The organism is Aliiroseovarius conchicola, from assembly GCF_041403445.1.
Lineage (GTDB): Bacteria > Pseudomonadota > Alphaproteobacteria > Rhodobacterales > Rhodobacteraceae > Aliiroseovarius > Aliiroseovarius conchicola.
The window spans coordinates 197783-223326 of the sequence record NZ_JBGEHL010000003.1 but is presented as its reverse complement, the minus strand read 5'-3'; the positions used below and the strand labels follow the sequence as shown (position 1 = coordinate 223326).

General features: G+C 56.4%; 24 protein-coding genes. 16 read left to right on the top strand and 8 right to left on the bottom strand.

Translation table 11 applies throughout. The features are described from left to right. Window positions 1-29 precede the first annotated feature (29 nt). Complete coding sequence (locus tag V6N04_RS06760; RefSeq protein WP_371169381.1) at window positions 30-599, bottom strand: GcrA family cell cycle regulator; 570 nt, start codon at window positions 597-599, stop codon at window positions 30-32. A 112-nt stretch (window positions 600-711) separates the two neighbouring features. Further along, window positions 712-1599 carry a DMT family transporter gene (locus V6N04_RS06755; RefSeq protein WP_371169380.1) on the bottom strand — a complete coding sequence of 296 codons (888 nt, stop codon included), beginning with the start codon at window positions 1597-1599 and terminating at the stop codon, window positions 712-714. A 236-nt stretch (window positions 1600-1835) separates the two neighbouring features. Here V6N04_RS06755 and V6N04_RS06750 point away from each other — a divergent pair, with 236 nt between their 5' ends. After that, the gene (locus V6N04_RS06750; RefSeq protein WP_371169379.1) at window positions 1836-3017 is read left to right on the top strand and encodes an aspartate aminotransferase family protein; all 1182 of its coding nucleotides are present in this window, start codon (window positions 1836-1838) and stop codon (window positions 3015-3017) included. Then, window positions 3014-3940 carry an ornithine carbamoyltransferase gene (gene argF, locus V6N04_RS06745; RefSeq protein ID WP_371169378.1) on the top strand — a complete coding sequence of 309 codons (927 nt, stop codon included), beginning with the start codon at window positions 3014-3016 and terminating at the stop codon, window positions 3938-3940. The genes V6N04_RS06750 and argF overlap by 4 nt, the downstream gene beginning before the upstream one ends. 75 nt (window positions 3941-4015) lie before the next feature. Here the strand turns inward: argF and V6N04_RS06740 are convergent, their stop codons facing one another. The 3 genes from V6N04_RS06740 to hrpB form a co-directional block, all read right to left on the bottom strand. Beyond that, a complete protein-coding gene (locus V6N04_RS06740; RefSeq protein ID WP_371169377.1) occupies window positions 4016-5503 on the bottom strand; it encodes an inorganic phosphate transporter in 1488 nt (495 codons plus the stop codon). A gap of 140 nt (window positions 5504-5643) precedes the next feature. After that, window positions 5644-6102 carry an NUDIX hydrolase gene (locus V6N04_RS06735; RefSeq protein WP_371169376.1) on the bottom strand — a complete coding sequence of 153 codons (459 nt, stop codon included), beginning with the start codon at window positions 6100-6102 and terminating at the stop codon, window positions 5644-5646. Window positions 6103-6222: 120 nt separating this feature from the next. Beyond that, window positions 6223-8676, bottom strand: a complete 2454-nt coding sequence (gene hrpB, locus V6N04_RS06730) for an ATP-dependent helicase HrpB (protein ID WP_371169375.1) — start codon at window positions 8674-8676, stop codon at window positions 6223-6225. Between the two features lie 126 nt (window positions 8677-8802). Here hrpB and meaB point away from each other — a divergent pair, with 126 nt between their 5' ends. From meaB to V6N04_RS06705, 5 genes are all read left to right on the top strand, one after another. Continuing rightward, a complete protein-coding gene (gene meaB, locus V6N04_RS06725; RefSeq protein ID WP_371169642.1) occupies window positions 8803-9795 on the top strand; it encodes a methylmalonyl Co-A mutase-associated GTPase MeaB in 993 nt (330 codons plus the stop codon). Between the two features lie 276 nt (window positions 9796-10071). Then, window positions 10072-11901 (top strand): ABC transporter ATP-binding protein, encoded by a 1830-nt coding sequence (locus V6N04_RS06720; RefSeq protein WP_371169374.1) that lies wholly within the window; start codon window positions 10072-10074, stop codon window positions 11899-11901. 326 nt (window positions 11902-12227) lie between these two features. Beyond that, the gene (gene rpmB, locus V6N04_RS06715; protein WP_371169372.1) at window positions 12228-12515 is read left to right on the top strand and encodes a 50S ribosomal protein L28; all 288 of its coding nucleotides are present in this window, start codon (window positions 12228-12230) and stop codon (window positions 12513-12515) included. Between the two features lie 128 nt (window positions 12516-12643). After that, the gene (locus tag V6N04_RS06710) at window positions 12644-12991 is read left to right on the top strand and encodes a hypothetical protein (RefSeq protein WP_371169371.1); all 348 of its coding nucleotides are present in this window, start codon (window positions 12644-12646) and stop codon (window positions 12989-12991) included. 44 nt (window positions 12992-13035) lie between these two features. Then, a complete protein-coding gene (locus tag V6N04_RS06705; protein ID WP_371169370.1) occupies window positions 13036-13515 on the top strand; it encodes a copper chaperone PCu(A)C in 480 nt (159 codons plus the stop codon). A gap of 138 nt (window positions 13516-13653) precedes the next feature. On the opposite strand, the gene V6N04_RS06700 is transcribed toward V6N04_RS06705, so the two are convergent. Both V6N04_RS06700 and V6N04_RS06695 read right to left on the bottom strand, forming a co-directional pair. Then, entirely contained in the window at window positions 13654-14352 is a 699-nt protein-coding gene (locus V6N04_RS06700; protein WP_371169369.1) for an NAD-dependent deacylase, read from the bottom strand. Then, on the bottom strand, window positions 14349-14999 hold the full coding sequence (locus V6N04_RS06695; RefSeq protein ID WP_371169368.1) for a winged helix-turn-helix transcriptional regulator: 651 nt from the start codon (window positions 14997-14999) through the stop codon (window positions 14349-14351). Before V6N04_RS06695 ends, V6N04_RS06700 begins: the two co-directional genes overlap by 4 nt. Window positions 15000-15120: 121 nt before the next feature. On the opposite strand from V6N04_RS06695, the gene V6N04_RS06690 reads away from it, so the two are divergent. After that, window positions 15121-15591, top strand: a complete 471-nt coding sequence (locus V6N04_RS06690) for a low molecular weight protein-tyrosine-phosphatase (protein WP_371169367.1) — start codon at window positions 15121-15123, stop codon at window positions 15589-15591. A 549-nt stretch (window positions 15592-16140) separates the two neighbouring features. On the opposite strand, the gene V6N04_RS06685 is transcribed toward V6N04_RS06690, so the two are convergent. After that, window positions 16141-16794 carry a GntR family transcriptional regulator gene (locus V6N04_RS06685; protein WP_371169366.1) on the bottom strand — a complete coding sequence of 218 codons (654 nt, stop codon included), beginning with the start codon at window positions 16792-16794 and terminating at the stop codon, window positions 16141-16143. 168 nt (window positions 16795-16962) lie between these two features. On the opposite strand from V6N04_RS06685, the gene V6N04_RS06680 reads away from it, so the two are divergent. From V6N04_RS06680 to V6N04_RS06645, 8 genes are all read left to right on the top strand, one after another. Next, window positions 16963-18048 (top strand): Gfo/Idh/MocA family protein, encoded by a 1086-nt coding sequence (locus V6N04_RS06680; RefSeq protein ID WP_371169365.1) that lies wholly within the window; start codon window positions 16963-16965, stop codon window positions 18046-18048. 96 nt (window positions 18049-18144) lie between these two features. After that, the gene (gene dctP, locus V6N04_RS06675) at window positions 18145-19155 is read left to right on the top strand and encodes a TRAP transporter substrate-binding protein DctP (RefSeq protein WP_371169364.1); all 1011 of its coding nucleotides are present in this window, start codon (window positions 18145-18147) and stop codon (window positions 19153-19155) included. A 41-nt stretch (window positions 19156-19196) separates the two neighbouring features. Then, window positions 19197-19751 (top strand): TRAP transporter small permease, encoded by a 555-nt coding sequence (locus tag V6N04_RS06670; RefSeq protein WP_371169363.1) that lies wholly within the window; start codon window positions 19197-19199, stop codon window positions 19749-19751. Further along, on the top strand, window positions 19748-21043 hold the full coding sequence (locus V6N04_RS06665; protein ID WP_371169362.1) for a TRAP transporter large permease: 1296 nt from the start codon (window positions 19748-19750) through the stop codon (window positions 21041-21043). The genes V6N04_RS06670 and V6N04_RS06665 overlap by 4 nt, the downstream gene beginning before the upstream one ends. After that, on the top strand, window positions 21043-22926 hold the full coding sequence (locus V6N04_RS06660; RefSeq protein ID WP_371169361.1) for a bifunctional sugar phosphate isomerase/epimerase/4-hydroxyphenylpyruvate dioxygenase family protein: 1884 nt from the start codon (window positions 21043-21045) through the stop codon (window positions 22924-22926). The genes V6N04_RS06665 and V6N04_RS06660 overlap by 1 nt, the downstream gene beginning before the upstream one ends. Then, on the top strand, window positions 22923-23735 hold the full coding sequence (locus tag V6N04_RS06655) for a citryl-CoA lyase (RefSeq protein WP_371169360.1): 813 nt from the start codon (window positions 22923-22925) through the stop codon (window positions 23733-23735). Before V6N04_RS06660 ends, V6N04_RS06655 begins: the two co-directional genes overlap by 4 nt. Beyond that, on the top strand, window positions 23728-24879 hold the full coding sequence (locus V6N04_RS06650) for a Gfo/Idh/MocA family protein (RefSeq protein ID WP_371169359.1): 1152 nt from the start codon (window positions 23728-23730) through the stop codon (window positions 24877-24879). The genes V6N04_RS06655 and V6N04_RS06650 overlap by 8 nt, the downstream gene beginning before the upstream one ends. A gap of 8 nt (window positions 24880-24887) precedes the next feature. Further along, window positions 24888-25544 carry a hypothetical protein gene (locus V6N04_RS06645; protein ID WP_371169358.1) on the top strand — a complete coding sequence of 219 codons (657 nt, stop codon included), beginning with the start codon at window positions 24888-24890 and terminating at the stop codon, window positions 25542-25544.

Below are 25544 nucleotides of genomic sequence, written 5' to 3'. Positions count from 1 at the left end.
CGCGCTTTCGAAAGTCTATGGACAGAAGCTTACCGCTTTCGGTCGCGGCGGCTTGACATCGGTTGGAATGCGACGCCGACATGTGCCTCGCAATAAGGCTTGCCTTGCTGAACGGGCAGGCCGCAGAACCAAAATTCTTCGGTGGCGGGGTCGCCGATGGGCCATTTGCAGGTCCGTTCGGTCAGCTCCATCAAGTTCAGCTTCTTCGCACCCTTCTCAACCTCACGCACAGAGGCCAGCGCCTCTGGGCTAATCTCGTTGGCCGAGGGTTGCGGAGGCAGGGGTTGGCCTGCTGGAATGATTTGCTTACGGGCCGGGATCGGCTTGGTTTCCGCTGCCGGTTTGGCCTCTGCAGCTTCCTTTTTCGGGGCAGCTTTCTTCGGTGCGGCCTTAGGCTTGGCAGCTGCTTTCGGTGCGGCCTTCTCTTTAGCTGGCGCTTTCGTACCCCCGCCCGAGCGGTTGGACAGCCCCAGACGATGTACTTTACCGATCACCGCATTGCGGGTCACACCACCAAGTTCTTTTGCGATGACCGAGGCGGATTGCCCCTCGCCCCACATCTTTTTCAGGATTTCAACGCGCTCGTCGGTCCAGGACATGATTTTTCCCGTCTGTTGGGTCTGCTGCCGGGATCAAGCCCTGGTCAGCCCAGTGAATTCACAAGCGCCTATTTTAGTCATAGGCGCGGGGGATACAAGCGCTGAAAGCGCATCAGCGTGACGTGCGACTTTCACGCCATGCCAATACGGCTCCGCCCGAGATGATAATCGCCGCGCCCAGCAAGCTTGTCTTAACCGGAACAACGCCGAATGCAGCAAAATCGTAAAGCCCAGCGAAGACAAGCGTGGCATAGGAAAACGGCACCACAAAGCTGGCGTCGGCGCGTTTCATTGACTGGATAAAGCAGGTTTGTGCAAGTGCCATCATAAAGCCCAGACCAGCAAGTGCCATCCATTGCGCGGGTGTTGGTGCGGACCAAACCCAAATGACGGCCAAAGTGGCGACGCTTAGACCGATTCCGTTGTTGATCCACAAGATTTGCAGTGGGCTTTCCTGCCCGGTCAGGCGCTTAATGAATGTGATCTCCAACCCCATAATCGCGGCTGCGGCAAGCGCCAGAAGGGCAGCGGGATGAAAGCTGCCCGCGCCCGGTTGAATCAACACGATTGCGCCGATCAACGCGATTGCCGCTGCGATCCAACGCCATGGGCCCACACGCTCGCCTAGTAAAGGAATGGCCAGAACCATGGCGAAGACCGGGTTCAGAAAGCTGATGGCGGTTGCATCCGCCAACGGGATATACGCGACGGCCGCGAACATCAGCGATATCCCCATCCAGCCAGAAACAGATCGCGCGATGTGTAAGGGAATGTTGGGGTTCTTAATGTGCGGGCGCTTGATGGCGACCACTGTGCTGATGGCAAGAAATGCGAAAAAGAAACGTCCGTGGCTGATCTGAAGCGGATGAAGGGGGTCTCCCAGCACGTCGCGCCCGACCAGTTTTGCCATCAGCGTCGTGCCCGCAATCAGCAAAGATGCCAAAAGCATAAAGCCAGCCGCTGCTAAGGGTTTGTGGTCGGGATTGGCGCGCGTTTCCATCCTCTCGCCTTATCGACTGGTGACCGGATTGAAAAGAGTGGACAGCACGAGCCCCTTCCCGTAAGTCACCCACATGATCAAACGTTTTCATATCTCTGATAACCGACGTCGACGCACCTGCGCCTGACGCCCGCTTTCGTTTGATCCTGCGCCATCACGGCGCACCCCTTTCTGAAATTGTTGACTTGAGGCCCGCCATACGGCACCCAAAGGCTTCTTTTACAAAGGATACCGACATGATCCCGTCGCTTCTTCCCACCTATAACCGTGTTGATCTTGCATTCGAGCGAGGCCAGGGCAGCTGGCTTGTCACGGATGGGGGCGAACGATATTTGGATCTTGGGGCAGGGATCGCGGTGAACGCGCTGGGCCATGCCCATCCTGCACTGGTTGAGGTGTTGGCCGAGCAAGGCGCGAAGCTCTGGCATGTGTCGAACCTCTATAAGGTGCCGCAGCAGCAAAAGCTGGCCGATCAACTGGTCGATCTGACTTTTGCCGATACCGTGTTCTTCACCAATTCCGGTACCGAGGCGTGTGAGCTTGCGGTGAAGATGGCGCGCAAATATTGGCACGACAAAGGCGAGGACCGCGCGCGGATCATTGGCTTCGATGGCTCGTTCCATGGGCGGTCTTCGGCCGGTATCGCAGCCGCTGGGGGCGAGAAGCTGACCAAAGGTTTCGGACCGCTTCTGCCCGGCTTTACCCATTTGCCATTCGGTGACGTCGACGGTCTGACCAACGCCCTCTCTGAAGGGGACGTAGCCGCTGTTATTATCGAACCGGTGCAGGGGGAAGGCGGCATTCGGCCGGTTCCCGATGACGAACTGAAAGCCATCCGCGCGGCTTGTGATCAGGGCGGAGCACTGTTGATCTTTGATGAGGTGCAGTGCGGCATGGGCCGGACGGGCAAGCTTTTCGCCCACGAATATTCCGGCATCACCCCTGACATCATGATGGTCGCCAAGGGCATCGGTGGGGGCTTCCCGCTGGGCGCTGTTCTGGCCACCGAGGACGCGGCCTCGGGCATGGTCGCAGGCACGCACGGGTCCACATATGGCGGCAACCCGTTGGCTTGCGCGGTTGGGGCAAAAGTGACCGAGATCGTCTCGGACCCAGCATTTCTGAACGATGTGAACCGCAAGGCGGGGCTCTTGCGCCAGAAGCTCGAAGGGCTGGTTGCTGCCCACCCGGACGTGTTCGAAGCCGTTCGTGGGTCCGGCCTGATGCTTGGCCTTGTGTGCAAGGCGCCAAACACGGATCTGCTGACCAAATGCTATGACGCGGGCGTTCTGTGCGTGCCGGCTGCCGACAACGTGTTGCGCATCCTGCCCGCGCTGACCATCGAAGACGAAGATATTGCCGAGGCGATCACCCGCCTCGACGCCGCTGCCAAGGCTGTGGAGGGCCAGAGCGAATGAAACATTTTCTGGACATCAACAAGACCGAGACCGCCGACCTGAAAGGCATGATTTCCGAAGCGCACCGGATAAAAACGGCGCGGGCTGGCCGCCCCAAAGGCGCTTTGGATGACGAACAGCCGCTAAAAGGCCATATGGTGGCTTTGATCTTTGAAAAGCCCTCTACCCGAACACGCGTCAGCTTCGACGTGGGCGTGCGCCAGATGGGTGGTCAAACCATGGTTCTGTCTGGGTCCGAGATGCAGTTGGGTCACGGGGAAACGGTCGCCGATACGGCCAAGGTCTTGTCTCGTTATGTTGACCTGATCATGATCCGTACCTTTGAGGAAGCCACGCTTCTAGAGATGGCAGAATATGCCGACGTGCCGGTGATCAATGGGCTGACCAACCGCTCTCATCCTTGTCAGATCATGGCGGACATTCTGACCTATGAAGAACATCGCGGGTCCATCGCGGGCAAAAAGGTTGTCTGGGCGGGCGACGGTAACAACGTCTGCGCCTCGTTCCTACATGCAGCCGGCCAGTTCGGCTTTGATGTGACCTTCACAGGTCCGGAAGTGCTCGACCCCGAAGCTGTATTCGTCAACGAAGCCCGTGCCAATGGTGCCAATGTTGAAATCGTTCGTGACCCGGTCAAAGCGGTCGAAGGAGCGGATCTTCTAGTGGCCGACACTTGGGTCTCGATGCATGATGCGCCCTCGGCCCGGGAACGCCGCCACAACTTGCTGCGTCCCTACCAGATCAATGACGAGTTGATGGCCCACGCCAAACCCGACGCGCTGTTCATGCATTGCCTGCCCGCGCACCGGGAAGAGGAAGTGACGAATTCGGTCATGGACGGCCCACAATCGGTGATCTTTGACGAGGCCGAGAACCGGCTTCACGCCCAGAAAGCCGTGATGCGTTGGTGTTTGGGGAAATAATGGTGCGAGGGGCTTTGCCCCTCGGCCTGCGGCCTCACCCCAGGATATTTTGGACAGGAAAAAGCCGGTTGAGTATTAGGCCACAATCGCGTTCAACATGTAAAAAATCAACGCCGACATGACAGCGGCGGCGGGTACGGTGATGACCCAAGCCGCCACGATGGTCATGAAGTGTGAACGGCGCACCAGTTTTCGGCGGCGGCGTTCCTCGGGTGCGATGCGTTTAGCTTCGGGGCGTGCGGCGGCGGATTTGCGCAAGCGGCGCTCCATATGGAATTCGCGGTAGAAGCCGACCCCAAAGACGCCGCCCACCGCGATGTGGGTTGAGCTGACGGGCAGACCCAGCCAACTGGCGACGATCACGGTGATGGCTGCTGACAGGGCGACGCAATAAGCGCGCATTGGGTTCAGTTTGGTGATCTGACTGCCCACCATGCGGATGAGTTTCGGGCCAAACAGCATCAGGCCAAAGCTGATACCGAACGCGCCGATCACCATGACCCATGTAGGGATGGACACCTTGGCGGCGAAGTCTCCGAAGCTTTCCACATGTACAATTGCGGCCAGTGGGCCGACGGCGTTGGCCACATCATTTGCGCCATGGGCAAAGGACAGAAGGGCGGCCGAAAAGATCAGTGGCAGGGCAAATAAAGTTTTCAGGGATTTTGTGCGGTTCTCAAGCCCTTCGGCTTGGCGGGCAATCAGGGGGGCGGTTACGACATAGGCGATGGCACCAGCGGTGGCGCCGATCATAAGCGCCGTGCCAAGGTCGATTTTGATGATCCGTTTCAGACCCTTGATGGATAGATACGCGCCGAACGCAGCGGCCATAATCCCGATCAGAATTGGCACCCATCGTTTCGCGGCGGCGATCTTGTCGTCCTGATAGACGATCTTGTGTTTGATCAACGCAAGGAACATAGCGGCGATAACCCCGCCCAGTACGGGTGAAATGACCCACGACGCGGCGATTTTGCCCATTGTGGGCCAGCTTACCGCAGCAAAGCCAGCGGCTGCGATCCCAGCGCCCATGACACCGCCCACGACCGAGTGTGTGGTGGATACTGGTGCCCCAACCCATGTTGCGAGGTTCACCCAAAGCGCGGAGGAGATCAGTGCGGCCATCATCGCCCAGACGAAGGTTCGCGTGTGCTCGAACCCCGAGGGGTCAATGATCCCTTTCGAGATGGTCGAGACGACATCGCCGCCAGCAAGCAATGCGCCAGCACTCTCAAAAAGCGCGGCAATCACAATGGCGCCGCCCATCGTCAGTGCGTTGGCGCCCACGGCAGGGCCCATATTGTTGGCGACGTCGTTGGCCCCAATGTTCAGCGCCATATAGGCCCCGAACGCCGCGGCGATAACAACGACAAGTGATGTCGGCGTTTGACCAAAGAAGACCGCTGCGCCCAAAGCGGCGACGACGATAAATGCGAGCGCGACGCCCAGCCCGACCAGCGGACGCGCGACATATTGCGTAGCATACTCGACCTGACTGATCCGGTTCAGGTCTTTATCCAGTGTTTTCCATTGGTTGCTTTTCTGGTCGGTGCTCACTGTCATATCCCCGGCTAAGGCGAACGCTTTGGGCGCTGTTACACGACTGTTGTGCAGCCGTTACAATTCAGCGCCTGCGCTAGCGGGTTGGCGCGGCAAATGCAACCGGATTGACCTAGTTTTGGTCAGTCAAAGAAGGGATATGCTCAAAATTCGCGGAGGATTTTTTGCAGGTCTTTTTCTGCGACCAGTACCGCGGCTATCTCAGCAGGCACCCAGGTTCGTTTACGCTGGTCGGACTCGGGAAATTCATCGGCCAGTTTCTCGACCTTCAGCGGATAAACTGACGTGGTACAGCGCGCGATGCCGCCGCTGTCCATTTCTTTCTCTGACGAGAATTCCCCAATCGGGGCACGGTCCAGCTGGCCTTTGACAACACCTGCTTCTTCCCATGCTTCCTGTTGCGCAGCCTCTGCCGCATTTTTCCCATCCATCGGCCAGCCTTTTGGTAGGATCCATCGTCCAGTCCCGCGCGAGGTCACAAGCAGCACTTCTTTGTCGTCACCACTACCGCGATAACACAAGGCCGCGACCTGCAACCGATTGGGACGTTGGAACATGGGAGAGACATACTCTCGCCAAGCGTGCTTCAGCATAGACGACATTTTTTTTGACCTGCGCGTGTTTTTTATTCGTTTTTGTAGCCCCTACAATATGGGAGAATGCTGGTTAAATGCAAGTAAACGACCTGTGAAGGCTTGTTTTCGCTCGTAAAACGCAGAAATTTAGCTCTTTCGCGGTTTTGCGCGGATGGTCGGATCGGCTTGCGTTGGGTCTTCGGGCCAAGGGTGTTTTGGATAGCGTCCGCGCATGTCTTTGCGCACGTCCGCATAGCTGGTGGCCCAGAAATTCGGGAGGTCTGTCGTGGTTTGCACAGGGCGCTGGGCGGGCGATAACAGGGTCACGCGCAGCGGTGTATTCCCCACCGTCGGATGGCGGGTCACACCGAACATTTCCTGCAAACGCAGGCTGATTTCCGGTGCTTCGCCCGAATAATCAATCGGGGTTTTACGTCCCATAGGTGTGGTGAAATGCGCGGGTGCCAGATCGTCAACGCGCGACATTTGGCTCCAATCCATCCGCGAGCGCAAGGCATCCAGTATGTCGAACTTCTTCCAATCTGTGGTGGTCTTAACTCCGGACAGATGCGGAAGCAGCCAGACGTCCAACTGATCCATTAGTGCGTCGTCTGACATATCCGGAAGATCCTGTCCGCCGGCCCGTAAAAGCTCCACACGGGCGATGAAGCGGCGCGCGGCGCTTGATGGTCGAAGTCCTAAATCGCGCACGCCATCCAGCATAGCCCGCGCGACGGCGTGGTCTGGAGCGTCCTTCCACATGCGATCTTCCAGAACCAACGCGCCAAGGCGTTCTTGTCGTCTGGCCACCACACGACCTTCGCGCTTGGACCATGCGCAGTGATCAATCCATTCGATCTCGTCTGCAAACAGCTCGCGCAGCTCTCCTTCGCTGACTTGGATGGCCTGTCTGATCTTCGCTTCGCGCGGGTTGCCGTCAGTGTCTGTCACGACGATCAGACGGGCGCCTGCCAAGACATCGCCTTCGTCCATTATCGTACCCTTGCCACCAGACAGAACAAATCGAGGCGTGTCGCCGGGCCGTCGCAGGCCCACGCGGTCGGGATAGGCCAAAGCGGCCATTTGGGCGTCTGAAAAGGATTTGTCCGTGCGCTTAACCATCGGGCGTATCCGCCCGACCTCGTCCCGGATACGCGCGATCCCACCGCGGTTGGGGGCAATCCCACGTTGGCGCTCAAAAGCCTTCGGGTCTCGGATCGCCTCAAGCCGTAGGGACAAATCGTGGGGTGCCGCGCGGGGAAGGGGGTCGCGATCCCCCCAAAGTGCGGCCAGTTCTGCAGCCGAAGAACCCGCCGTGGCCAGCATATGGCCAAGGCGTGGGTGCATAGGCAATCGGGCAAGCGCTTCACCATGTGGTGTGATACGGAGGTCTCTATCGAGCGCCCCAAGGCTTTGTAAAAGCGCTTGCGCCTCGGCCATGACACCCGCGTTGGGCGGCGTCAGAAACGCCAACCCCTCACCGTTTGGGCTGCCCCATCTGGCAAGTTCCAAGGCCAGTGGGGCCAAATCGGCGGTTTCGATTTCAGCGGGCGGAAAGGCGGGCAGGCCGCCTTCCTCTCCCTTTGTCCACAGTCGATAACAGACACCAGGCGCCACACGACCTGCACGACCTCGGCGTTGTTCGGCTTCGGCTTTTGATACGCGTTCGGTCACCAATCGCGACATGCCAGATCCGGGATCGAACCGCGCGCGCCGTGCTTGTCCCGCATCGACTACCACTCGGACATCCTGAATGGTCAATGAGGTCTCGGCGATTGACGTTGCAAGCACGATCTTGCGTCCAGATTTGGCTGGCGCAATCGCCGCCCGCTGAGCGGCGAAGTCCATCGCGCCGAACAGGGGGTGAAGGTGGCAACCATCCGGCAGATCAGCGCGTAGTGCTGCTTCGGTCCTGCGGATTTCCCCCTCGCCGGGTAAGAACACCAAGACGCCGCCTTCCGTCTCGCTCAATGCATTGCGAACCAAGCTGGCCGTTGCGTCGGGCAATCTGGCGGTCTTGGGCAATGGTTTGTCGAGGTGTCGCGTCTCCACCGGAAAGGTCCGACCGTCGGAGCGTACAATAGGGGCATCACCCAACAATCTTGCCACGGGGTCCGCGTCCAGCGTGGCCGACATTACCACCAGTTTTAGATCGTCTCTAAGTGCGCCTATCGCCTCCCACGTCAGGGCCAGCCCAAGATCTGCATTCAGGGATCGCTCGTGAAACTCGTCAAAGATCACCGCCCCAATGCCGTCAAGCGAGGGGTCGGATTGCAGCATCCGCGTGAGAATGCCTTCGGTGACAACCTCGATCCGGGTGGTCTTGCTGACCTTCGCTTCGCCGCGAATGCGAAAGCCAATGGTCTGGCCCACAGGCTCGCCCAACGTCTGTGCCATCCGCTCTGCCGCCGCGCGGGCGGCCAAACGACGTGGCTCGAGCATTACGAGCTTACCGTCGAAAAGGTTCGCCGCCAGCATTTCCAGCGGCACGACGGTCGTTTTCCCTGCACCGGGTGGCGCCATCAAAACGGCCCGCCCCGACCCGCGCAATGCGGTCAGTAGGTCGGGAATGGCATCAAAGATGGGCAGGCGGTCAGTCATGCCCTCTTATCGGGTGTGATCAGCGTGTGGTCCAGATGTTTGCTGCAGGTTTGCGCCCGGTTTGCACCAGACCACTGGACAGCACGTGCGTGGCGCGGCATGACTGATCCGAAGGTTGGAGGCGACATGGACATTCACGATCTGGCAACACGCGTGGCAGCAGGTGAGCGGCGTGCATTGGCGCGCGCAATCACTCTTGTCGAAAGCGGCCGTTCAGATCATCGCACGCAGGCGACGGAACTTTTGGACATGCTTTCCCCAAACGGTCGTCAGGCGCTTCGGATCGGGCTGTCCGGTACACCCGGTGTCGGTAAATCCACTTTCATAGAAACCTTTGGCATGTTCCTGATCCAGCAAGGACTAACAGTCGCTGTACTCGCTGTTGATCCCAGCTCGGCCCGCTCTGGGGGGTCGATCCTTGGTGACAAAACCCGAATGGAACATTTGAGTCGCGAGAAAAACGCATTCATCCGCCCGTCGCCGTCGCAATCGCAGTTGGGGGGTGTTGCGCGGCGCACCCGCGAAGCCGTGGCGCTTTGCGAAGCAGCGGGGTTCGACGTCGTGTTGATCGAAACTGTCGGTGTTGGCCAAAGCGAAACCATGGTGGCCGAGATGTCGGATCTGTTCCTGCTTTTGCTGGCGCCCGCGGGCGGTGATGAGTTGCAGGGAGTCAAACGTGGCATCATGGAGATCGCTGACCTGATCCTTGTGAACAAGGCGGACGGAGACCTGAAATCAACCGCGATCCGCACCTGCGCCGACTATTCCGGGGCCCTGCGCCTTCTGCGCAAACGTATATACGACCCCGATGGCTATCCCAAAGCCATGACTGTCTCAGCGGTGACGCAGGACGGGCTGATCGACGCCTGGGCCGCGATGAAAGAACTTGTCGATTGGCGCAAGGCCGAAGGCCATTGGAACAAACGCCGCGCTCAACAAGCCCGCCACTGGTTCGAGGAAGACCTGCGCCATGGACTTCTGTCCGTGCTAACCCAAGCCGGCACCCGCGCCCGGATCAACGACCTGGGTGACCGCGTTGCAGCAGGCGAAATATCCGCGACACGCGCCGCCGAAGAGGTTCTGGCCGAACTGCGTCTGCACACGAGATTTGCCAACTAGGTCTCCGTTTTTCTTGTCCCAAATATCCCGGGGTGAGCAGCTTTGCTGCGAGGGGCAGCGCCCCTCAGGCTCACCATGTGAGCCACCGGAAACTTTCCTCAACGGGGGGTTGATCGACGCTAACATCTGGGTTAGCGTCGCCTCACGGACATTGAAGGAGAAATGCCGAATGCGATTTTTCAGGACCCCATACCAAGGCTAGCGCACCGGTCCTGATGGGCTGTCGCCAGCCCTCGTTTTCACATTTCTATTCCTTTCAGCGCATGGAGCGCAGACATGTTCCGTTACTTCGAAAATCTCGTCGACCCCTTCACTACCGGTGACAACCGTACGCCGGCCAAACAGCTTTGGCCGTTCTTCAAATCCCAATTCCAACCGTTCCGAAAGCTGATGATCTGGATGGCGCTGACCGGGGTTGTCGTCGCGCTGATTGAAACAGGGTTGATCTTCTATACCGGTCATGTGGTTGACCTGATGGATGCCTCTACGCCCGATAGCTTCTGGAAGACCAACGGGTTGGAACTACTATTGGCGGCACTGTTCATCATCTTCCTTAGGCCAGTGGCGATCACAGCGAACCATTTCCTGTTGGAACAGACCTTGGCTGGGAATATGCAAGAACAAGTGCGCTGGCGGGCGCACCGCCACATGCTGGGGCAGTCTCTTGGCTTCTTCCAAAACGACTTCGCAGGCCGATTGTCCAATCGTGTCATGCAACTTGGGCCAGCGGTCGAAGACAGTACCTATATGTTCTTCGAAGGCATTTTCTACGCTACGACCTATGTGCTGAGCGCGATGGTAATCCTTGGCCAAGTTGATCCTTGGCTGGCCTTGCCGCTGGGCATATGGCTCGTGCTCTATATCCTCTATGTGCGCCACATCGCCAAACGCGTCGCAGTGGCGTCTGAGAAATGGTCAGACGCACGGTCGCTTGTGACCGGGCGGATCGTGGACGCCTATGCGAATATCGAAAGCGTCAAGCTGTTCTCGCAGGGGGCCGGAGAGGAGCGATATGCACTGTCGTCCTTGCGGCGATTGCGCCTGCGGTTCCAGCGTTTCCTACGTCTCATGACCCAAATGAGCTTTGGATTGAACCTTCTGAACGGGTTTCTAATCGTCGGTGTGTTGGGCACAGCTGTCTGGCTCTGGTCACTTGGCATTGTGACCGTAGGCGAGGTTGCGGCTGCTTCAGCGCTTGTCGTGCGTCTGAATGGTATGTCGGGTTGGATCATGTGGGTCACGATCCGTCTGTTTGAACATATGGGTGTGATCCGTGAAGGGCTTCGCTCGATCGCGGTTGAGCATGAACTAAATGATGCACCGGATGCACCTGCCTTGTCGTTGGATCGCGGCGAGATCACGTTCGAAGGGCTAACACACCACTACGGGAAAGGCTCGGGTGGGCTTGATAATGTAACGCTGACCGTTCATCCGGGCGAAAAAGTCGGGCTGGTCGGCCGCTCAGGCGCGGGTAAATCGAGCTTGGTAAATCTGTTGATGCGTTTTCGTGACCCGGAAGGTGGCCGCATTGTGATTGATGGTCAGGATATTCGGCAAGTCACGCAAGACAGCCTGCGCGCGCAGATCGGGATGGTGACGCAAGATAGCAGTCTGCTGCACCGATCTGTGCGAGCCAATATCCTTTATGGTCGCCCAGACGCGACCGAGGATATGATGTTTGCGGCCGCTGATCGGGCAGAGGCGCATGAGTTCATTCAGACCTTAGAAGATCCGCAAGGGCGCAGTGGTTACAACGCCCATGTTGGCGAGCGAGGCGTGAAACTATCCGGTGGTCAACGCCAACGGATCGCGATCGCGCGCGTGATGTTGAAGGATGCGCCTATTCTGGTGTTGGACGAGGCAACGTCGGCGTTGGACAGCGAAGTCGAAGCGGCGATCCAGAAGACGCTCTATGGCATGATGGAGGGCAAAACGGTGATCGCCATTGCCCACCGGTTGTCGACCATTGCGCAGATGGATCGGATCATTGTTCTGGACGAAGGACGTGTCATCGAGGACGGGAGTCATGATCAATTGTTGGCTCGGTCTGGGGTATATGCCGGGTTGTGGCAGCGTCAGTCGGGCGGGTTTTTGGCTGAGGATTGATGTGATGTGTGGTGCGGGGTTCAGGGCGCTTAGGGGCTTTGCCCCTCTGCGCTTTCGCGCATTCACCCCAGGATATTTGGGACAAGAAAAAAGTGCTGGGTATCCACAGTTTTGGTGTGAAAGCAAAGGGCAGGGTGTCCGCTGAAAATTCCTGATCAGGGTGCTACGACTCACTTGACGTCCCCCCCGAACGCGTCTATTCACCGCGGACGGAATTCGGGGCGCTGCCATTGCGGCGCCCGTTTGTATTGACCGGCTGGACGTGAGCGGCGCGAGGGCGCGCTGAAGATTTCACCAATCTGGCCCGAGAGAGCAAGGATAAGACCATGTCGCGCGTTTGCGAACTGACCGGAAAAGGCCCGATGACTGGCAACAATGTCAGCCACGCCAAAAACAGAACCCGCCGCCGGTTTCTGCCGAACTTGAATGATGTGACGTTGCAGTCGGAAGCACTGGGCCGTGGGTTCAAGATGCGCATTTCTGCCGCTGCGTTGCGCTCGGTTGATCACCGCGGTGGACTGGACGCGTTCTTGGCAAAAGCCAAAGACGTTGAGCTGTCGGCCAACGCGCTGAAGATCAAGAAAGAAGTCGCGAAAGCTCTGGCCGCAGCCTAAGTTTTTCGTGCCCCGGACTGACCGGATTGAACCGCCCAAGCTTTTCCGCTTTGGGCGGTTTTCGCGTGTAGGCATGTGATACGTTTTGTCACTTGTGAAAAGCAAACAGAGCGCATAGCAGTTGGCGCATGATCCGCGTTGCGTTCGCATATTTTTTGGCATTTGCCGTGACCATCGCCAGTTTTGCGCTTGCAGATGCGCGGGGTACTCATCCCGACCTTGAAAACAGGATCGAGATGGTGATTTGCACCGGTGTGGGAATGACCACTCTGGTGATCGGCCCCGATGGCGAGCCCGTCGAATCGATACACCTCTGCCCCGATGGCGCACAGATATTTGCGGCAGAGTTTACTGTTCCAACAGTTTACCAGCCCGAGGGCCGGCTTGTCGCATCTGTGCAGATAGCACGGCGTGTTTCCCTCGAAGGCCGCGCTGAGCTTATCCCCTCTGCCCGAGGCCCGCCGACTTTGATCTGACCCTAACTCTCAGATCAACAATCGATGGACCAAAGGAAACAACCATGTCCCATATACGAACACTAATCGCGGCTGTCGCGGCCACTCTGACGACGCTTCCCGCTTTCGCCGACGAAAGTATCATGATCAACGACGCTTATGCCCGTGCCTCGGGTATGAATGCCATCGCCGGTGCTGCATTCTTTGAAATCATGAACCATGGTGACCAAGACGACAGGCTGATCGCCGTCAAGTCTGATGTTGCAAAGCGGGTCGAGCTTCACACCCATATGGAAACTGCAGACGGTGTCATGAAGATGATGGAAGTTGAGGGGGGCTTCCCCGTTGCTGCGGGTGGTATGCATGCGTTGAAACGTGGCGGCGATCACGTGATGTTCATGGGGTTGAACCAACCGTTTGAAGACGGTTCGACAATCAATATCACCCTTGTGTTCGAGAAGGCAGGCGAAATGTCTGTCGAGATACCGGTGGACCTGAAACGCAAACCGGATGCGATGACGCATAGCCACGACGCTACCAACTAGGTACACGTGCCCCAAATAGCTTGAATAAGGTCGTCGCCGTTTACGGCTTTATTCAAGCCCAGAGCTCATGAAATTACTCTGGTGTCTTCTGGCGAAAGTTTCATAGGTTGAACGCGCAAAGTACGGGCGGCACCGACCCTAGGCACCCTGCGCCAAAACGTCTTGCACCCAGTCGGGAACCACTCGCGTTGCTGGACCGAACCTAGCCTCGTCAAAGGCACTTGCGGTTTCCGACGGCTCTAAGTTGAGCTCTAGAGTGGCGATGCCCATGGTACGGGCGTCCAATACCAAGCCTGCCGCCGGGTATACATTGCCTGACGTCCCAATCGCTACAAACAGATCCGCACCTTCAAGGGCTGAATAGATGTCGTCCATGCGGTACGGCATTTCACCGAACCACACGATATCCGGACGGCTGCGCGCCGCATGACAGGCGGGGCAGAGCGTGTCAGGAGACATAACCGGCGGCGCGGGCCAGCGGTGGCCGCAGGCGTCGCACAGTGCACCAGACAATTCCCCGTGCATATGGATCACGTCCGTTGCACCCCCGCGTTCGTGTAGATCATCAACATTCTGGGTGACGATGGACACTCTGCCTGCATAACAGGCTTGTAGCTGGCCCAGTGCCTTATGCGCCGAATTGGGATAGGCCGTCAGGCAATTGGCACGCCGTGCGTTGTAGAATTCATGGACCAGCGACGGATTGCGAGCGAACCCATCCGGGGTCGCAACTTCATCCAGATCGTATTTGGTCCACAAGCCGTCTTTGTCACGAAAAGTCCCCAACCCACTTTCAGCGGAAATGCCAGCCCCGGTAAGGATGACAATATGGCTCACTTGAAGCCCCCGTAGATGTCCATCGCTTTTTGCAACAGGTCTAACAGAGCAGCAACTTGCAAAGGGTCTTCGGCGATGATCTCGCGATCGGCGGCGAAATCGGCGACACGTTGCGCGCCATCTGCGACCGCTTCAACATCGGCCCAGTCAAAAGCGATGCGCACAGGAGCAAGCGGCATATGGCCCGTCTGCAATGCGGCCCGGCCACCCGAGACTGTCAGGGACAGAGGGCTGTCATTCAGCAAGATCTCGGCGCGTATCTCATCAAGCGGCCCAGCGGCCCGTTCGATTGCGCCCGCCAGTATTACCACGCGGTGGGCGTGCCCCTCGGGGTCGGATGGCGCATCGGGCGGCGCAAGTTTACGCCCAAACCGCGCCAGTTCAAACAAAATGGGGCGCGTGTTTTGGCCGTTGGGCGTCAGGGAATAGGAACGACCGGTTTTCTGTATCAATCCAGCCTCGCAAAGCTCTGACAAGCGGGCCGACAGCATATTTGACGCGATACCCGGCAATCCGGATTTCACCTGCGCAAAGCTGGCAGGTCCTGCATGCAATTCGCGCAGAACGTGGATGGCCCATCTGTTGCCCAACAGGTCGAGCGACAGCGAAACAGGGCAGGACATAGCATAGGGTTTGACGCGTGACATATGGCGCTTTTGACCGTGATCTTAAGGGTTTGCAAGGGGTGGAGCGTGCGGTGGGCGACCTTGCGCCTTTAAGCAATCAGATCGGATGGCATTCGATTGATCTCCGGGCTACATATGCAGTATGAAACATCGTGTGCTCTTTGTTTGCCTTGGTAACATCTGCCGCTCCCCAACAGCCGAAGCTGTGTTTCGTGAGACAGCTCAATCCAATCCAGGTTTGGACGTTGTCGCGGATAGTGCGGGGACATCAGATTGGCATAACGGTGACGCGCCCTACGCGCCAATGCAAGATGCAGCAAAGCGGCGCGGCTTTGATCTGTCAAACTTGCGGGCTCGCCAATTCCATACGGGTGATTTTGACCGCTTTGATCTGATTATTGCCATGGATGATAACAACCTAAGAGACATCAAGCGGATGCGGCCCGCTGGCGTTACAACACCGGTCGTGCTGTTCACCTCTTTTGCGCCCAAAATAGGGTTCGATCATGTCCCGGACCCCTATTATACGCGCGATTTTGATCAGACGCTTGATCTGGTCGAAGCCGCTTCGCTTGGGCTGGCCGCGTGGTTTGCGCGTCAACGACCGCAGTGAGCGACTACCGTCTGCCCGAACTTTTTGTACTTTTTCCAGAATGTTTCATCCGAGCGACGGTCAGATTGCCGTGTTGCCTGGCTTTTGTGCGGATCCTTAAAAAACTTCGCCACCTTAGAGCGTTCGGACCCGGTCAACGTCGCCTCTGCGACGTTCTGAATACAACTGCAAAGCGCCCGTGATGCACTTGCCCGATCCGCGCGCATACAAGCCCGCTCAATGGACCCGCCAGCGAACGCCGCCTGACTGGGTAGAAATGCTGTGACAAGCGCAAGTGAAAGAACGACCCGTTTCATTGCCCATCCTCGATATATGTCTGCCTAACTGACCGGATCTGTCGCCCGATTTGGATGTAGAATAACGGGAAATTGGTTGGGATGCAATTTACGACAGCGAGAGGCGTGTGCTTCCTGCCCAAAGTCGTCAATCTTGCGTGGCGGATGCACAAATACTCTCGCGATGGGTCTGAGTTGCAGGGGAGGATTGCAGTCCGTTTCGGCGGGATCGCTGTCGCAGCCGCTCGCCGTTCTAAATTAGCCGTCGTCGAAACTAGAATGCCTTCAGCGCGTGTTCCAGCCCCTTCTCCACGTGCGCTCGGAGCGCTTGAGCGGCGCGATCCTGATCGCGTTTCAGGGCGGCTTCAAACATGGCTTGATGTTCCAGGACGGCTTCGCCTCCCCTATATGTCAGGACGAGCATCTGGTAGCGAAGATACTTGTCAAAAAGAACGGCATGAAGGGATAGCAAGTTGCGAGAGCCACAGGCAGAAATTAGGGCTTGATGGAACTCCCAGTCGTATCGCTTCCAGTCCTCTTTACCTGAATCGTCGCCGGACATCATCTTTTGTTCCATCAGGTGAAGTTTGTGGTGTGCGGCAACCAGGTTGCCTTCCCAATCAGTGTCGCCATTTGCGATCGATAGTTTCAAGGCGTGGCATTCCAAAAGCACCCGCAGATTGGCGATTTCGGTCAGATCCTCGCGCGATACATCAGTGACAAAGAAACCGCGCTGGTCCTGCGCCGCGACGAATCCCTCACTGGCTAGGCGGTTCAGGGTCTCGCGCAGGGTCGACATGCTGGCCTCATAGCGGTCCTTCAGGCCATCAAGCTTGAGCTTTGAGCCCGGAGCGAGATCTCCAAATATAATGTCTCGTTTGATGCGTTGGTAGGTGTTTGCGCCGACTGCATTCAGTGATTTGGCCATGGTCTTCGTCTGATTGTTTTAAGGTTATCATTCAATTTATGGGTTTTGTCGCCCGACCTCAATTCAAAATAAAATCTGGCGAATATAAAAATATCAGATGTTATTGCGAATCCATGACTCCTGTTGCTAGTGTTGAGGAGACGGAGGCGATTCACGAAGGATCCGAGTATGGCAGGAAAATCGCGCATTGCAGTGGTTGGGTTTGGGTTGGTCGGGCGTCGGCACGCAGACGTGTTGCGGTCTTCGCCGAATGTAGAACTTGCCAGTGTCGTCGAAGCAAGTCTCGAAGGGCGAGTAGCCGCGAAGGCATTGGGAATAGCGGTCTATAGTTCACTTGAGCAGATGTTTCAAAATGATCGTCCAGATGGTGTTGTGCTTGCTACGCCAACGCCGCTTCATATTGAGCAGGGCCTTCTCTGTATTCGAGAAGGTTGTCCGACGCTGATCGAGAAGCCGATCTCTGTGACTTCGCGCGATGCATTAAAGCTAACGGCGGCGGCTGAGTTGGCTCAGGTTCCGTTATTGGTCGGCCATCACCGGCGACACAACGGTATGGTTCAAGCTGCTAAAGACGCAATCATGGCAGGCAAGATTGGTGATGTACGAGCGGTTCAAACCACTTGTTGGTTTTACAAGCCGGACTACTACTTCGAACAAGCACCTTGGCGAACAAAAAAAGGCGCCGGTCCAATTTCCGTGAACTTGGTGCATGACGTGGATCTGTTGCGCCATTTCTGTGGCGAGGTTGGTGCGGTACAGGCTTTGTCAGTGCCGTCGCGTCGGGGGTTCGAGAATGAAGATCTAGCCAGCGCAATTCTGACTTTTGCGTCAGGTGCGGTCGCAACAATTTCTGTGTCGGACAGCATTGTTGGCCCTTGGAGTTGGGAACTTACTTCACGAGAGAATCCCGCTTATCCAGCCACCAGCGAAAGCTGTTATCTGATTGGCGGATCGGATGGGGCATTGTCGCTACCGGACCTACGTGTTTGGCAACATGAAGGTGGTCCGGATTGGTGGTCGCCTATTCACGCCCAAACATTGACCTGCCAAACTGAGGATCCCCTGGTTGCGCAGATGCATCACTTTGTACGCGTGATCAGGGGTCGAGAAGCACCTTTGGTTTCTGGTCTGGAAGGGCTGAAGTCGCTCGAAGTTGTAGAGGCAATTGCTATCTCGGCGCAGAGTGGCAAGTCGGTTGTGATTGCCGAGATGGCGGAGCATTCCGATGTGAACACACATACTGTAGCAATATAAAATATCAGATATTTTTCAAAATATCTTGCAAAAATACTAAAATCAGGAATAATTAAACCGACCAAAGTAATAGGTCACACCAATGGGAGGAGAAGTATGATCACGAAATTGACACGCAGGGTTGCGATGTCTGCACTTGTTGCTGCAGGCGTATTGGCCGGCACGGCCGGCATCGGTCTAGCCGAGGACAAGGTGCAGCTGCGTCTTGCCACCTCTGGTTCGGAGACGGATCAGCGTTCAGTCGCGATGGCAGAAGTGTTTGCGCCGATGGTTGCCGACTTTGCCGACTATCAGCCCAGCTATAATGGTACGATTTTTGCCCAAGGCACCGAACTTGACGCGATTTCGCGTGGGAACTTGGAAATGTCGATCACCTCGGCGCAAGAATTGGCGCAGTTCTTTCCAGAGTTTTCGATCTTTACAGCCGGGTATGTCCACCAAGACGCAGCTCATCAGGTTGCCGTCTTTAATGACGAGTTGATGGAACCTTTCAAGCAAAAGGTAGAAGACGAACTGGGCATCAAGCTGTTGGCGGTTATGTATTTGGGCCGCCGTCAGGTAAACCTGCGCCAACCTAAGGAAGAGCTGGCGGTCACGACGCCCGCTGACCTTGAAGGTGTGAACCTACGCATGCCCGGCACGGATGCGTGGCAGTTCCTCGGAAAAGCCCTTGGCGCCGCGCCAACACCTATGGCGTTCTCGGAAGTCTACACAGCCTTGTCAACGGGCGCTGTTGATGGCCAGGACAACCCGCTACCAACTGTCGTGGACGCAAAATTCTACGAAGTGACAAGTCAGATTGTTCTGACGTCGCACCTCGTTGACTTGAACTACATTGCGATCTCGAAAGCTGTCTGGGACGGTTTGACACCTGAGCAACAAGAGAAAGTTCAAGCCGCTGCTGATGCCGCTGCTGAAAGTGGTCGCGTCAAGCAGCTTGAAAAGGAGGACAGTCTTGTGGCTTTTTTAGAAGAGCAGGGCATGTCGGTCTACGAGCCAGATCTCGCTGCATTCCGCGAGCAGGTCCAGTCCATGTATCTTGACAGCGAGTTTGCGGCCACATGGCCCGAGGGTGTTCTGGACAAGATCAACGCGCTTGGTAACTGAGCCAGACTGTGAGCTGATCTAATCAAGAAGGGGGAATTGCCATGAAGACAACAATCAGGTGGTTCTCCCGACTTGCAGAAGCGATTGCTGGCGGCTTACTGGCGGCAATCTTCCTAACCTTTCTTTTGCAGATTATTCTGCGCTACTTCTTCACACCTGCTGGTTGGACGCTTGAGCTGATCGGCATCCTCTGGGTCTGGGTAATCTTCTTTAGCTGCGCCTTCGTGGTGCGCGAACGCGATCACGTGAAGTTCGACATAGTCTATCTGTCCGCGCCCCGCCGCGCCCGCCAGATCATGTCCTTGATAGCCGCTGCAGCGATTGTGATTGGGATGCTTTATACCTTTTTACCGACTTGGGATTACATCGACTGGATGAAGATCCGCAAAACGTCGACCGTGCGTAACCCATTCACGGGCAACAAAATCCCTCTGCGCGATGTGTTCTCAATCTACGCCGTGTTCATGTTGGCTGTCGCCGCTCGATATGCGTGGATGTTCGTGGACATTTTACGCAATGGCCCGCCGAAAACAGAACTGGAAATGGTCGTTGAAGAAGCAGACGAACACGTCGCCACCGACGGAAATGCGTCATGAGCTTTGAACTTCTTTCCTGTCTGCTGACATTGTTTGTCCTTGCTGGGGTCGGGACGCCCATCGGGTATTCGATCCTATTGGCGTCCGTTGTTTATCTCGGTTTATCAGGCCTGGACGTCGCGCTAGCGGGCGAAAAAATCCTGCAAGGCTTTTATCTAAGTACGATTCTTTTGGCCGTGCCCCTTTTTATCGTCGCCGCCAATATCATGAATGCCGGGTCGATTACGGACCGGTTGCTGAATTTCTGTGTGGCGGCCGTTGGGCGGTTTAAAGGTGGACTGGGGCATGTAAATGTTGTTGCCTCGCTGATCTTCTCGGGCATGTCTGGCTCGGCTGTCGCAGATGCGGCGGGGATCGGCAAAATCATCATTGAGATGATGACCAAGGATGGCCGCTATAGTCGTGGGTACGCAGCCGCAATCACAGCCGCGTCGGCCACGATCGGCCCGATTATCCCTCCGTCAATCCCAATGGTTCTCTACGCGCTGGTTTCAAAGGCCTCCATCGGCTCACTGTTCCTTGCTGGTATCCTGCCCGGCTTGATTATGGGCGTCGTTTTGATGGCGATGAACTACTACCTCGCAGGCAAACGTGGTTTTGCATTGGAAGACCCGATACCGCTGAGGGAGCTGCCTCGTAAGACCGCCAACGCATTCCCGGCCTTGTTGATGCCCGCGATCCTGCTTTACGGTATCTACGGAGGTGTCACGACCCCCACTGAAGCGGCCGCGGTCGCGGCATTCTATGCGCTAATGCTTGCCGCACTATTTTACCGCGCCTTGTCCTTCAAAGCGCTTTGCCGCGTGTTCGTTGACAGTGCGCGCTCTTCGGCATCGGTTGGCGTGGTCATCGGTGGTGCGTTCATCCTAAACTTTATCGTTATTCAAGAGCAGATTCCTCAGTCTATTTCGGCCATGCTGGAGGGGGCAGACGTTAGCCCCATAATGTTCCTGATCGCGGTCAATGTGCTGATCTTGCTGTTGGGTTGCGTACTTGATGCCACAACGATTATTTTGGTGATTGTTCCGTTGTTTATTCCGACCTGCGAGGCTCTTGGGATCGACCTAGTACACTTCGGCGTGCTTGTTGTCGTGAACTCGATGATCGGACTAATCACGCCGCCCTACGGGATTCTATTGTTTGTGATCAATGCGGTCACTGATATACCGCTCCGCGAGATTATCTCGGAGATTTGGGCGTTCTTGGCTGTTCTGGTTGCAGCGCTTCTGCTAATGATCTTCTCTCCTGATTTGGTGCTGTGGCTGCCAAGGTTGCTTGGATATCAGGGTTAATGCGGCTTTGTTTGGCGACGACATCCGTCCCTGGCGATCTACCTGCCAAGATGAATGCAATCGCGTCGGCTGGTTTTAGCGGACTGGAGCTCAACGAACCTGATTTGATAGGGTTTTCGGGTGACGCGGCAGAAGTTGGGAAGCTTGCATCTTCATTGGGCTTGACTATAGACGCGCTGCTTCCTTTTCATGATTTTGCCGGACTCACGGGTGATGCAAGAGCGTTGGCTTTTCGGCGGCTTGATCAGAAACTTGATCTGATGCAACGGCTCGGAGCACATACATTGTTAGTTGGTACATCCACGCATCGCGAAGCGTCAACCAAACCAGATGTGATCTTTTCAGACTATGCCGAACTGGCCCAGCGGGCAAGGGCCGCCGGATGTAGGGCTGCGTTGGTCGCACAGCCTTGGGCGCAACTTCATAAACGTGAACTGGATGCCCTAGAATTGGTCGAAAAAGTCGACGATGCAGGTTTGGGTCTCGCTCTCAACTCACGCTTTTCATTGGCAGACGGCTCGCAACCCGCGCGGTTGCGTGACATACCCGGCCGTCGCGTTTTTCATGCACAACTCTCCGATGCATCCATGGTCACCGCAGGCGCAACAGCTGTGAAAAGTCATGTTGGCCTTCTTCCCGGCCAAGGCGAGTTGAACCTAGCAAGTTTTGTCCGGGTGGTAGCGCGTTCTGGTTACGACGGACCTTGGTCTATTGCTGGCGTACATGACACTGCACAAGGCGGGCACGAATACTATACGCGCGATGCTTATCGCGCTTTGGTGTCTCTTCTTGACGATGTGTCGACGACAGAGCCCGCCTTGCAACAACCGGTGCAAGCGCTTCCTCCGCGCGGATACCCGAGTGGGTTTGAGTTTTTGGAGTTCGCAGTTGACGATGATGCCCGGCAGCAATTGACGGCCACCCTTTCGGCGTTGTGTTTTCGCAGGGAGCGTCGGCATGTCTCTAAGTCGGTGGAGCTTTGGAGACAGGGTGCGGTGAATTTAGTCGTGAACTCCGACAATGCTGGATATGCCGCAAAGGCGTTTGCAGAACACGGTCCGACGGTATGCGATATGGGCCTACGCGTGCGCGACGCGGCGAACACAGTCGCACGGGCCTCTGCGCTTGGTGCGCCGGAGTTCCACCAGCCTGTAGGCACGGATGAGCTCGATATACCTGCGATCCGAGGGGTCGGTGGAAATATTGTTCACTTCATTGATGAAAAGTCGGAACTACACAGAGTTTGGGACATTGAATTTGATCTCGTATCAAAAACGGAGGCAATCGCGCCCGCAGGCATTCGGCGGATTGATCACGTCGCACAAACGATGCGGTATCAAGAGATGCAAAGTTGGCTAACCTACTACACGACCACCTTGGAGATGGAGAAAGCACCCATAGTTGACGTGGCTGACCCGTCCGGTGTCGTGTTGAGTCAAGCACTCTCCAGCCCCGAAGGCGAAGTGCGGCTCAACTTGAATGGCGCGGGGGAGCGCCGGACGTTCGCAGGGGCCTTTCTTGCTGATCAGTTCGGGGCAGGCGTCCAACACGTAGCGTTTTTAAGCGACGATATCTTCGAAACCTCAGAGCGATTGGCGCGGGTGGGTTTCCGACGTCTCACTATTCCTGACAACTACTACTTAGATTTAGGAGCCAGATTTGGTTTGGATGCCACCTTCGTGGCCCAATTGCGCGAGGGTCATATTCTGTATGATCGGGACGGTGGCGGCGAGTATCTTCAGATCTATGGCCTCCCGATGTTCACCGGTTTTTTCTTTGAAGTGGTCGAACGGAGAGGCGGATATGACGGGTACGGTGCGCGCAACGCGCCGATCCGGCTTGCCGCTCAGAATAGATACATGAAAGAGGGGCAACCGGCATGACCAACGATGCGCAGGCGGTACGGAGTTGGTGGCGCACGTCCATCATTGACATGGAACCGGGAAAGATTGCTTTCCGTGGGTATCCGGTACAGGAACTGATTGGTAATGCCAGCTTTCCCCAGATGATATGGCTCATGACACGTGGGGAGTTACCGTCCCCAGAACAAGCGGCGTTGTTGGAATATGCTCTGGTGGCAGGTGTGGACCACGGCCCTCAAGCGCCTTCAATTGCCGCGGCTCGCATGGCGGCAACCTGTGGTGTGGGTCTTAACAATGTTATGGCCACAGGTGTGAACATGTTGGGCGATATACATGGTGGAGCCGGTGAACAATGCGCAGAGTTGTATCTCGATATCGCGAAGCGATTGGATGCTGGCGACGAACTGACCTCAGCAACAACACAAGGCATCGCGCTATGGCGTGAAACCTACGGCAAGATCGTCTCGGGATTTGGCCATAGATTTCATAAACCCGTCGATCCGCGGGCTCCGCGCTTGATGGAGCTGGTCCGAAATGCCGCGAAACAAGGCACCGTCTCAGGACGGTTTGCCGATATCGGCGAGGCCGTACAGATCGAGATCGGCCGCCAGCGTGGTTCCGAAATAGCGATGAATATCGATGGGGCGACTGCAGTCATCTTTTGCGAGTTGGGCTTCCCGCCGCCATTATCAAGGGGCCTGTTCTGTTTGTCCCGCTCCGTCGGCGTTCTCGCTCACGGGTGGGAACAGATCCAGCAAGGCGGCCGGAATAAAGGGCCCATGCCGCCTGCTTACTTTCCCCTTTATGAACCGATGGAGGATCATGACTAACACGGCGAAAGCCTTCCGGGTCGGCCTGATTGGAACAGGTCGTATAAGTGATATCTATCTTAAGACATTAACAAAATCCAAAACGGTGGAGGTTGCGGTTTGCGGCAGCCTAGACCTGCGCGAAAGTTGGGCCAAGGCGGCAAAATATGGTGTGCCGCATGTGGCTTCGCCGGACGAGATCCTCGATGATCCGACTGTTGACGCGATCTTGAACCTGACAATCCCCGCAGCTCATGCACAAATCAGTCTTGCGGCTCTGGAGCGGGGCAAGCATGTGTATTCTGAAAAGCCTTTGGTCGCCGATCTTGCCCAAGGGCGACTAGTCCTAGACCGGGCCAACGAACTGGGCCTAACCGTCGGCAACGCACCAGATACTTTTTTGGGTGGCCGATGGCAGACGGTGCGGCGGATACTCGACGAAGGAGTGATAGGTCGCCCCACGGGCGTGGCTGCATTTGTTGGCACTCACGGGACCGAGCGCCACAATCCCAACCCCGATTTCTATTATCAGGCGGGTGGAGGTCCGATGTTAGATCTGGGTCCGTACTACCTGTCAGCAATGGTCTTTTTTTTGGGTCCCGTCGCCCGAGTTGTGGGGCTGGCTAATCGTGCGTTTGAGAGGCGCATGATCGAAAACGGACCCCGCCACGGCGATTGGATGGATGTTGAGGTCGACACGCATGTTCAGGGCATGTTGGAGTTTGAAAGTGGTGTCATAGGCTCAATTACCATGAGTTTCGATGTTTGGGATAGCGAGATGCCCCGCTTTGAAATCTACGGCGAAAACGGTACAATTTGTATTCCCGACCCTGATCCCGTTCACGGTGCGAACATGTTTCAAGGCGAGGTTTGGTATCGTACGCAGAAGACTTCCCGGTGGAGCCACCAGCCGCGCCCTAAGGGGCGGGAGCATTGGCAGGTTGCAAAGAATTTGCATGGGTTGAATGCGGATAATCGCGGCTTAGGTTTGATCGAGATGGCCGACGCTATTAAAAACGGCCGAGTGCCGCGTTGCAGTGGAGAGCTGGCCTATCATGTGCTCGAAATCATGACTGGCATCGTAGACAGCCCGATTGCCGGGCGATTTATTGACATCAATAGCCGCCCTCCAATCCCAGACATCTTACCTGAACACTATCCATAGGTGGTCCCGTGCCGATTAACGACTTGAATATTGCAGATCCGTTCTTCTTGGTCAGAGTTGTACTGGAAGAAGCGTCGGTGGAGATCACCGATAAGACGATCGTGCTGAACCTCTCTCAAACGCCGATCGGTGTCCGAGGACAGAAAATAGCTTATCTTCAATCGGCAATTCTGAGAGAAACCCAAATTTTCCCCGTCCAACATGCCGTGCTTGTCGAAGGCTTCGCCAAACACAAAGACCAAACTAGTCTGATGAGAGAAATGCGTGCTCATTGGCCATCAGCATATGACGTTCGCGGAGAGGAGCGGCTGCGAGGTATCGGTCACTACATGTCACCAAAGGTTTGGGTCGGGCAGTTCGGATTGACGATCTACCATTCGGCCACGGTGCCGCTGAATGTCGGCTTGCACAAGGATCATGATTTCTGTTCGGTGCCGGGTTTTCGCGAGGTTCACACTCAGATCATGGGCTTTGGCAAGATGCAGCAATGCAGGGAAAAAGATATCAACACGCTCTATCTCGAAGAACCGATGGCCCCTGGGTCTACACATCGCCCAATGTACGATGCTGGTGGAAATTTCCCTTGGCATCAATACGAAACCATCACGCCGTCGGTCTTCATGGCCGTCGAAATGCTTCCTAGTGATGCCAAGCCGCCAGCATAA

Bases quoted from the DNA above. Each gene is read 5' to 3' on its own strand.
- V6N04_RS06760 (WP_371169381.1), bottom strand. From the start codon at position 599: ATGTCCTGGACCGACGAGCGCGTTGAAATCCTGAAAAAGATGTGGGGC.
- V6N04_RS06755 (WP_371169380.1), bottom strand. From the start codon at position 1,599: ATGGAAACGCGCGCCAATCCCGACCACAAACCCTTAGCAGCGGCTGGC.
- V6N04_RS06750 (WP_371169379.1), top strand. From the start codon at position 1,836: ATGATCCCGTCGCTTCTTCCCACCTATAACCGTGTTGATCTTGCATTC.
- argF (WP_371169378.1), top strand. From the start codon at position 3,014: ATGAAACATTTTCTGGACATCAACAAGACCGAGACCGCCGACCTGAAA.
- V6N04_RS06740 (WP_371169377.1), bottom strand. From the start codon at position 5,503: ATGACAGTGAGCACCGACCAGAAAAGCAACCAATGGAAAACACTGGAT.
- V6N04_RS06735 (WP_371169376.1), bottom strand. From the start codon at position 6,102: ATGTCGTCTATGCTGAAGCACGCTTGGCGAGAGTATGTCTCTCCCATG.
- hrpB (WP_371169375.1), bottom strand. From the start codon at position 8,676: ATGACTGACCGCCTGCCCATCTTTGATGCCATTCCCGACCTACTGACC.
- meaB (WP_371169642.1), top strand. From the start codon at position 8,803: ATGGACATTCACGATCTGGCAACACGCGTGGCAGCAGGTGAGCGGCGT.
- V6N04_RS06720 (WP_371169374.1), top strand. From the start codon at position 10,072: ATGTTCCGTTACTTCGAAAATCTCGTCGACCCCTTCACTACCGGTGAC.
- rpmB (WP_371169372.1), top strand. From the start codon at position 12,228: ATGTCGCGCGTTTGCGAACTGACCGGAAAAGGCCCGATGACTGGCAAC.
- V6N04_RS06710 (WP_371169371.1), top strand. From the start codon at position 12,644: ATGATCCGCGTTGCGTTCGCATATTTTTTGGCATTTGCCGTGACCATC.
- V6N04_RS06705 (WP_371169370.1), top strand. From the start codon at position 13,036: ATGTCCCATATACGAACACTAATCGCGGCTGTCGCGGCCACTCTGACG.
- V6N04_RS06695 (WP_371169368.1), bottom strand. From the start codon at position 14,999: ATGTCACGCGTCAAACCCTATGCTATGTCCTGCCCTGTTTCGCTGTCG.
- V6N04_RS06690 (WP_371169367.1), top strand. From the start codon at position 15,121: ATGAAACATCGTGTGCTCTTTGTTTGCCTTGGTAACATCTGCCGCTCC.
- V6N04_RS06685 (WP_371169366.1), bottom strand. From the start codon at position 16,794: ATGGCCAAATCACTGAATGCAGTCGGCGCAAACACCTACCAACGCATC.
- V6N04_RS06680 (WP_371169365.1), top strand. From the start codon at position 16,963: ATGGCAGGAAAATCGCGCATTGCAGTGGTTGGGTTTGGGTTGGTCGGG.
- dctP (WP_371169364.1), top strand. From the start codon at position 18,145: ATGATCACGAAATTGACACGCAGGGTTGCGATGTCTGCACTTGTTGCT.
- V6N04_RS06670 (WP_371169363.1), top strand. From the start codon at position 19,197: ATGAAGACAACAATCAGGTGGTTCTCCCGACTTGCAGAAGCGATTGCT.
- V6N04_RS06665 (WP_371169362.1), top strand. From the start codon at position 19,748: ATGAGCTTTGAACTTCTTTCCTGTCTGCTGACATTGTTTGTCCTTGCT.
- V6N04_RS06660 (WP_371169361.1), top strand. From the start codon at position 21,043: ATGCGGCTTTGTTTGGCGACGACATCCGTCCCTGGCGATCTACCTGCC.
- V6N04_RS06655 (WP_371169360.1), top strand. From the start codon at position 22,923: ATGACCAACGATGCGCAGGCGGTACGGAGTTGGTGGCGCACGTCCATC.
- V6N04_RS06650 (WP_371169359.1), top strand. From the start codon at position 23,728: ATGACTAACACGGCGAAAGCCTTCCGGGTCGGCCTGATTGGAACAGGT.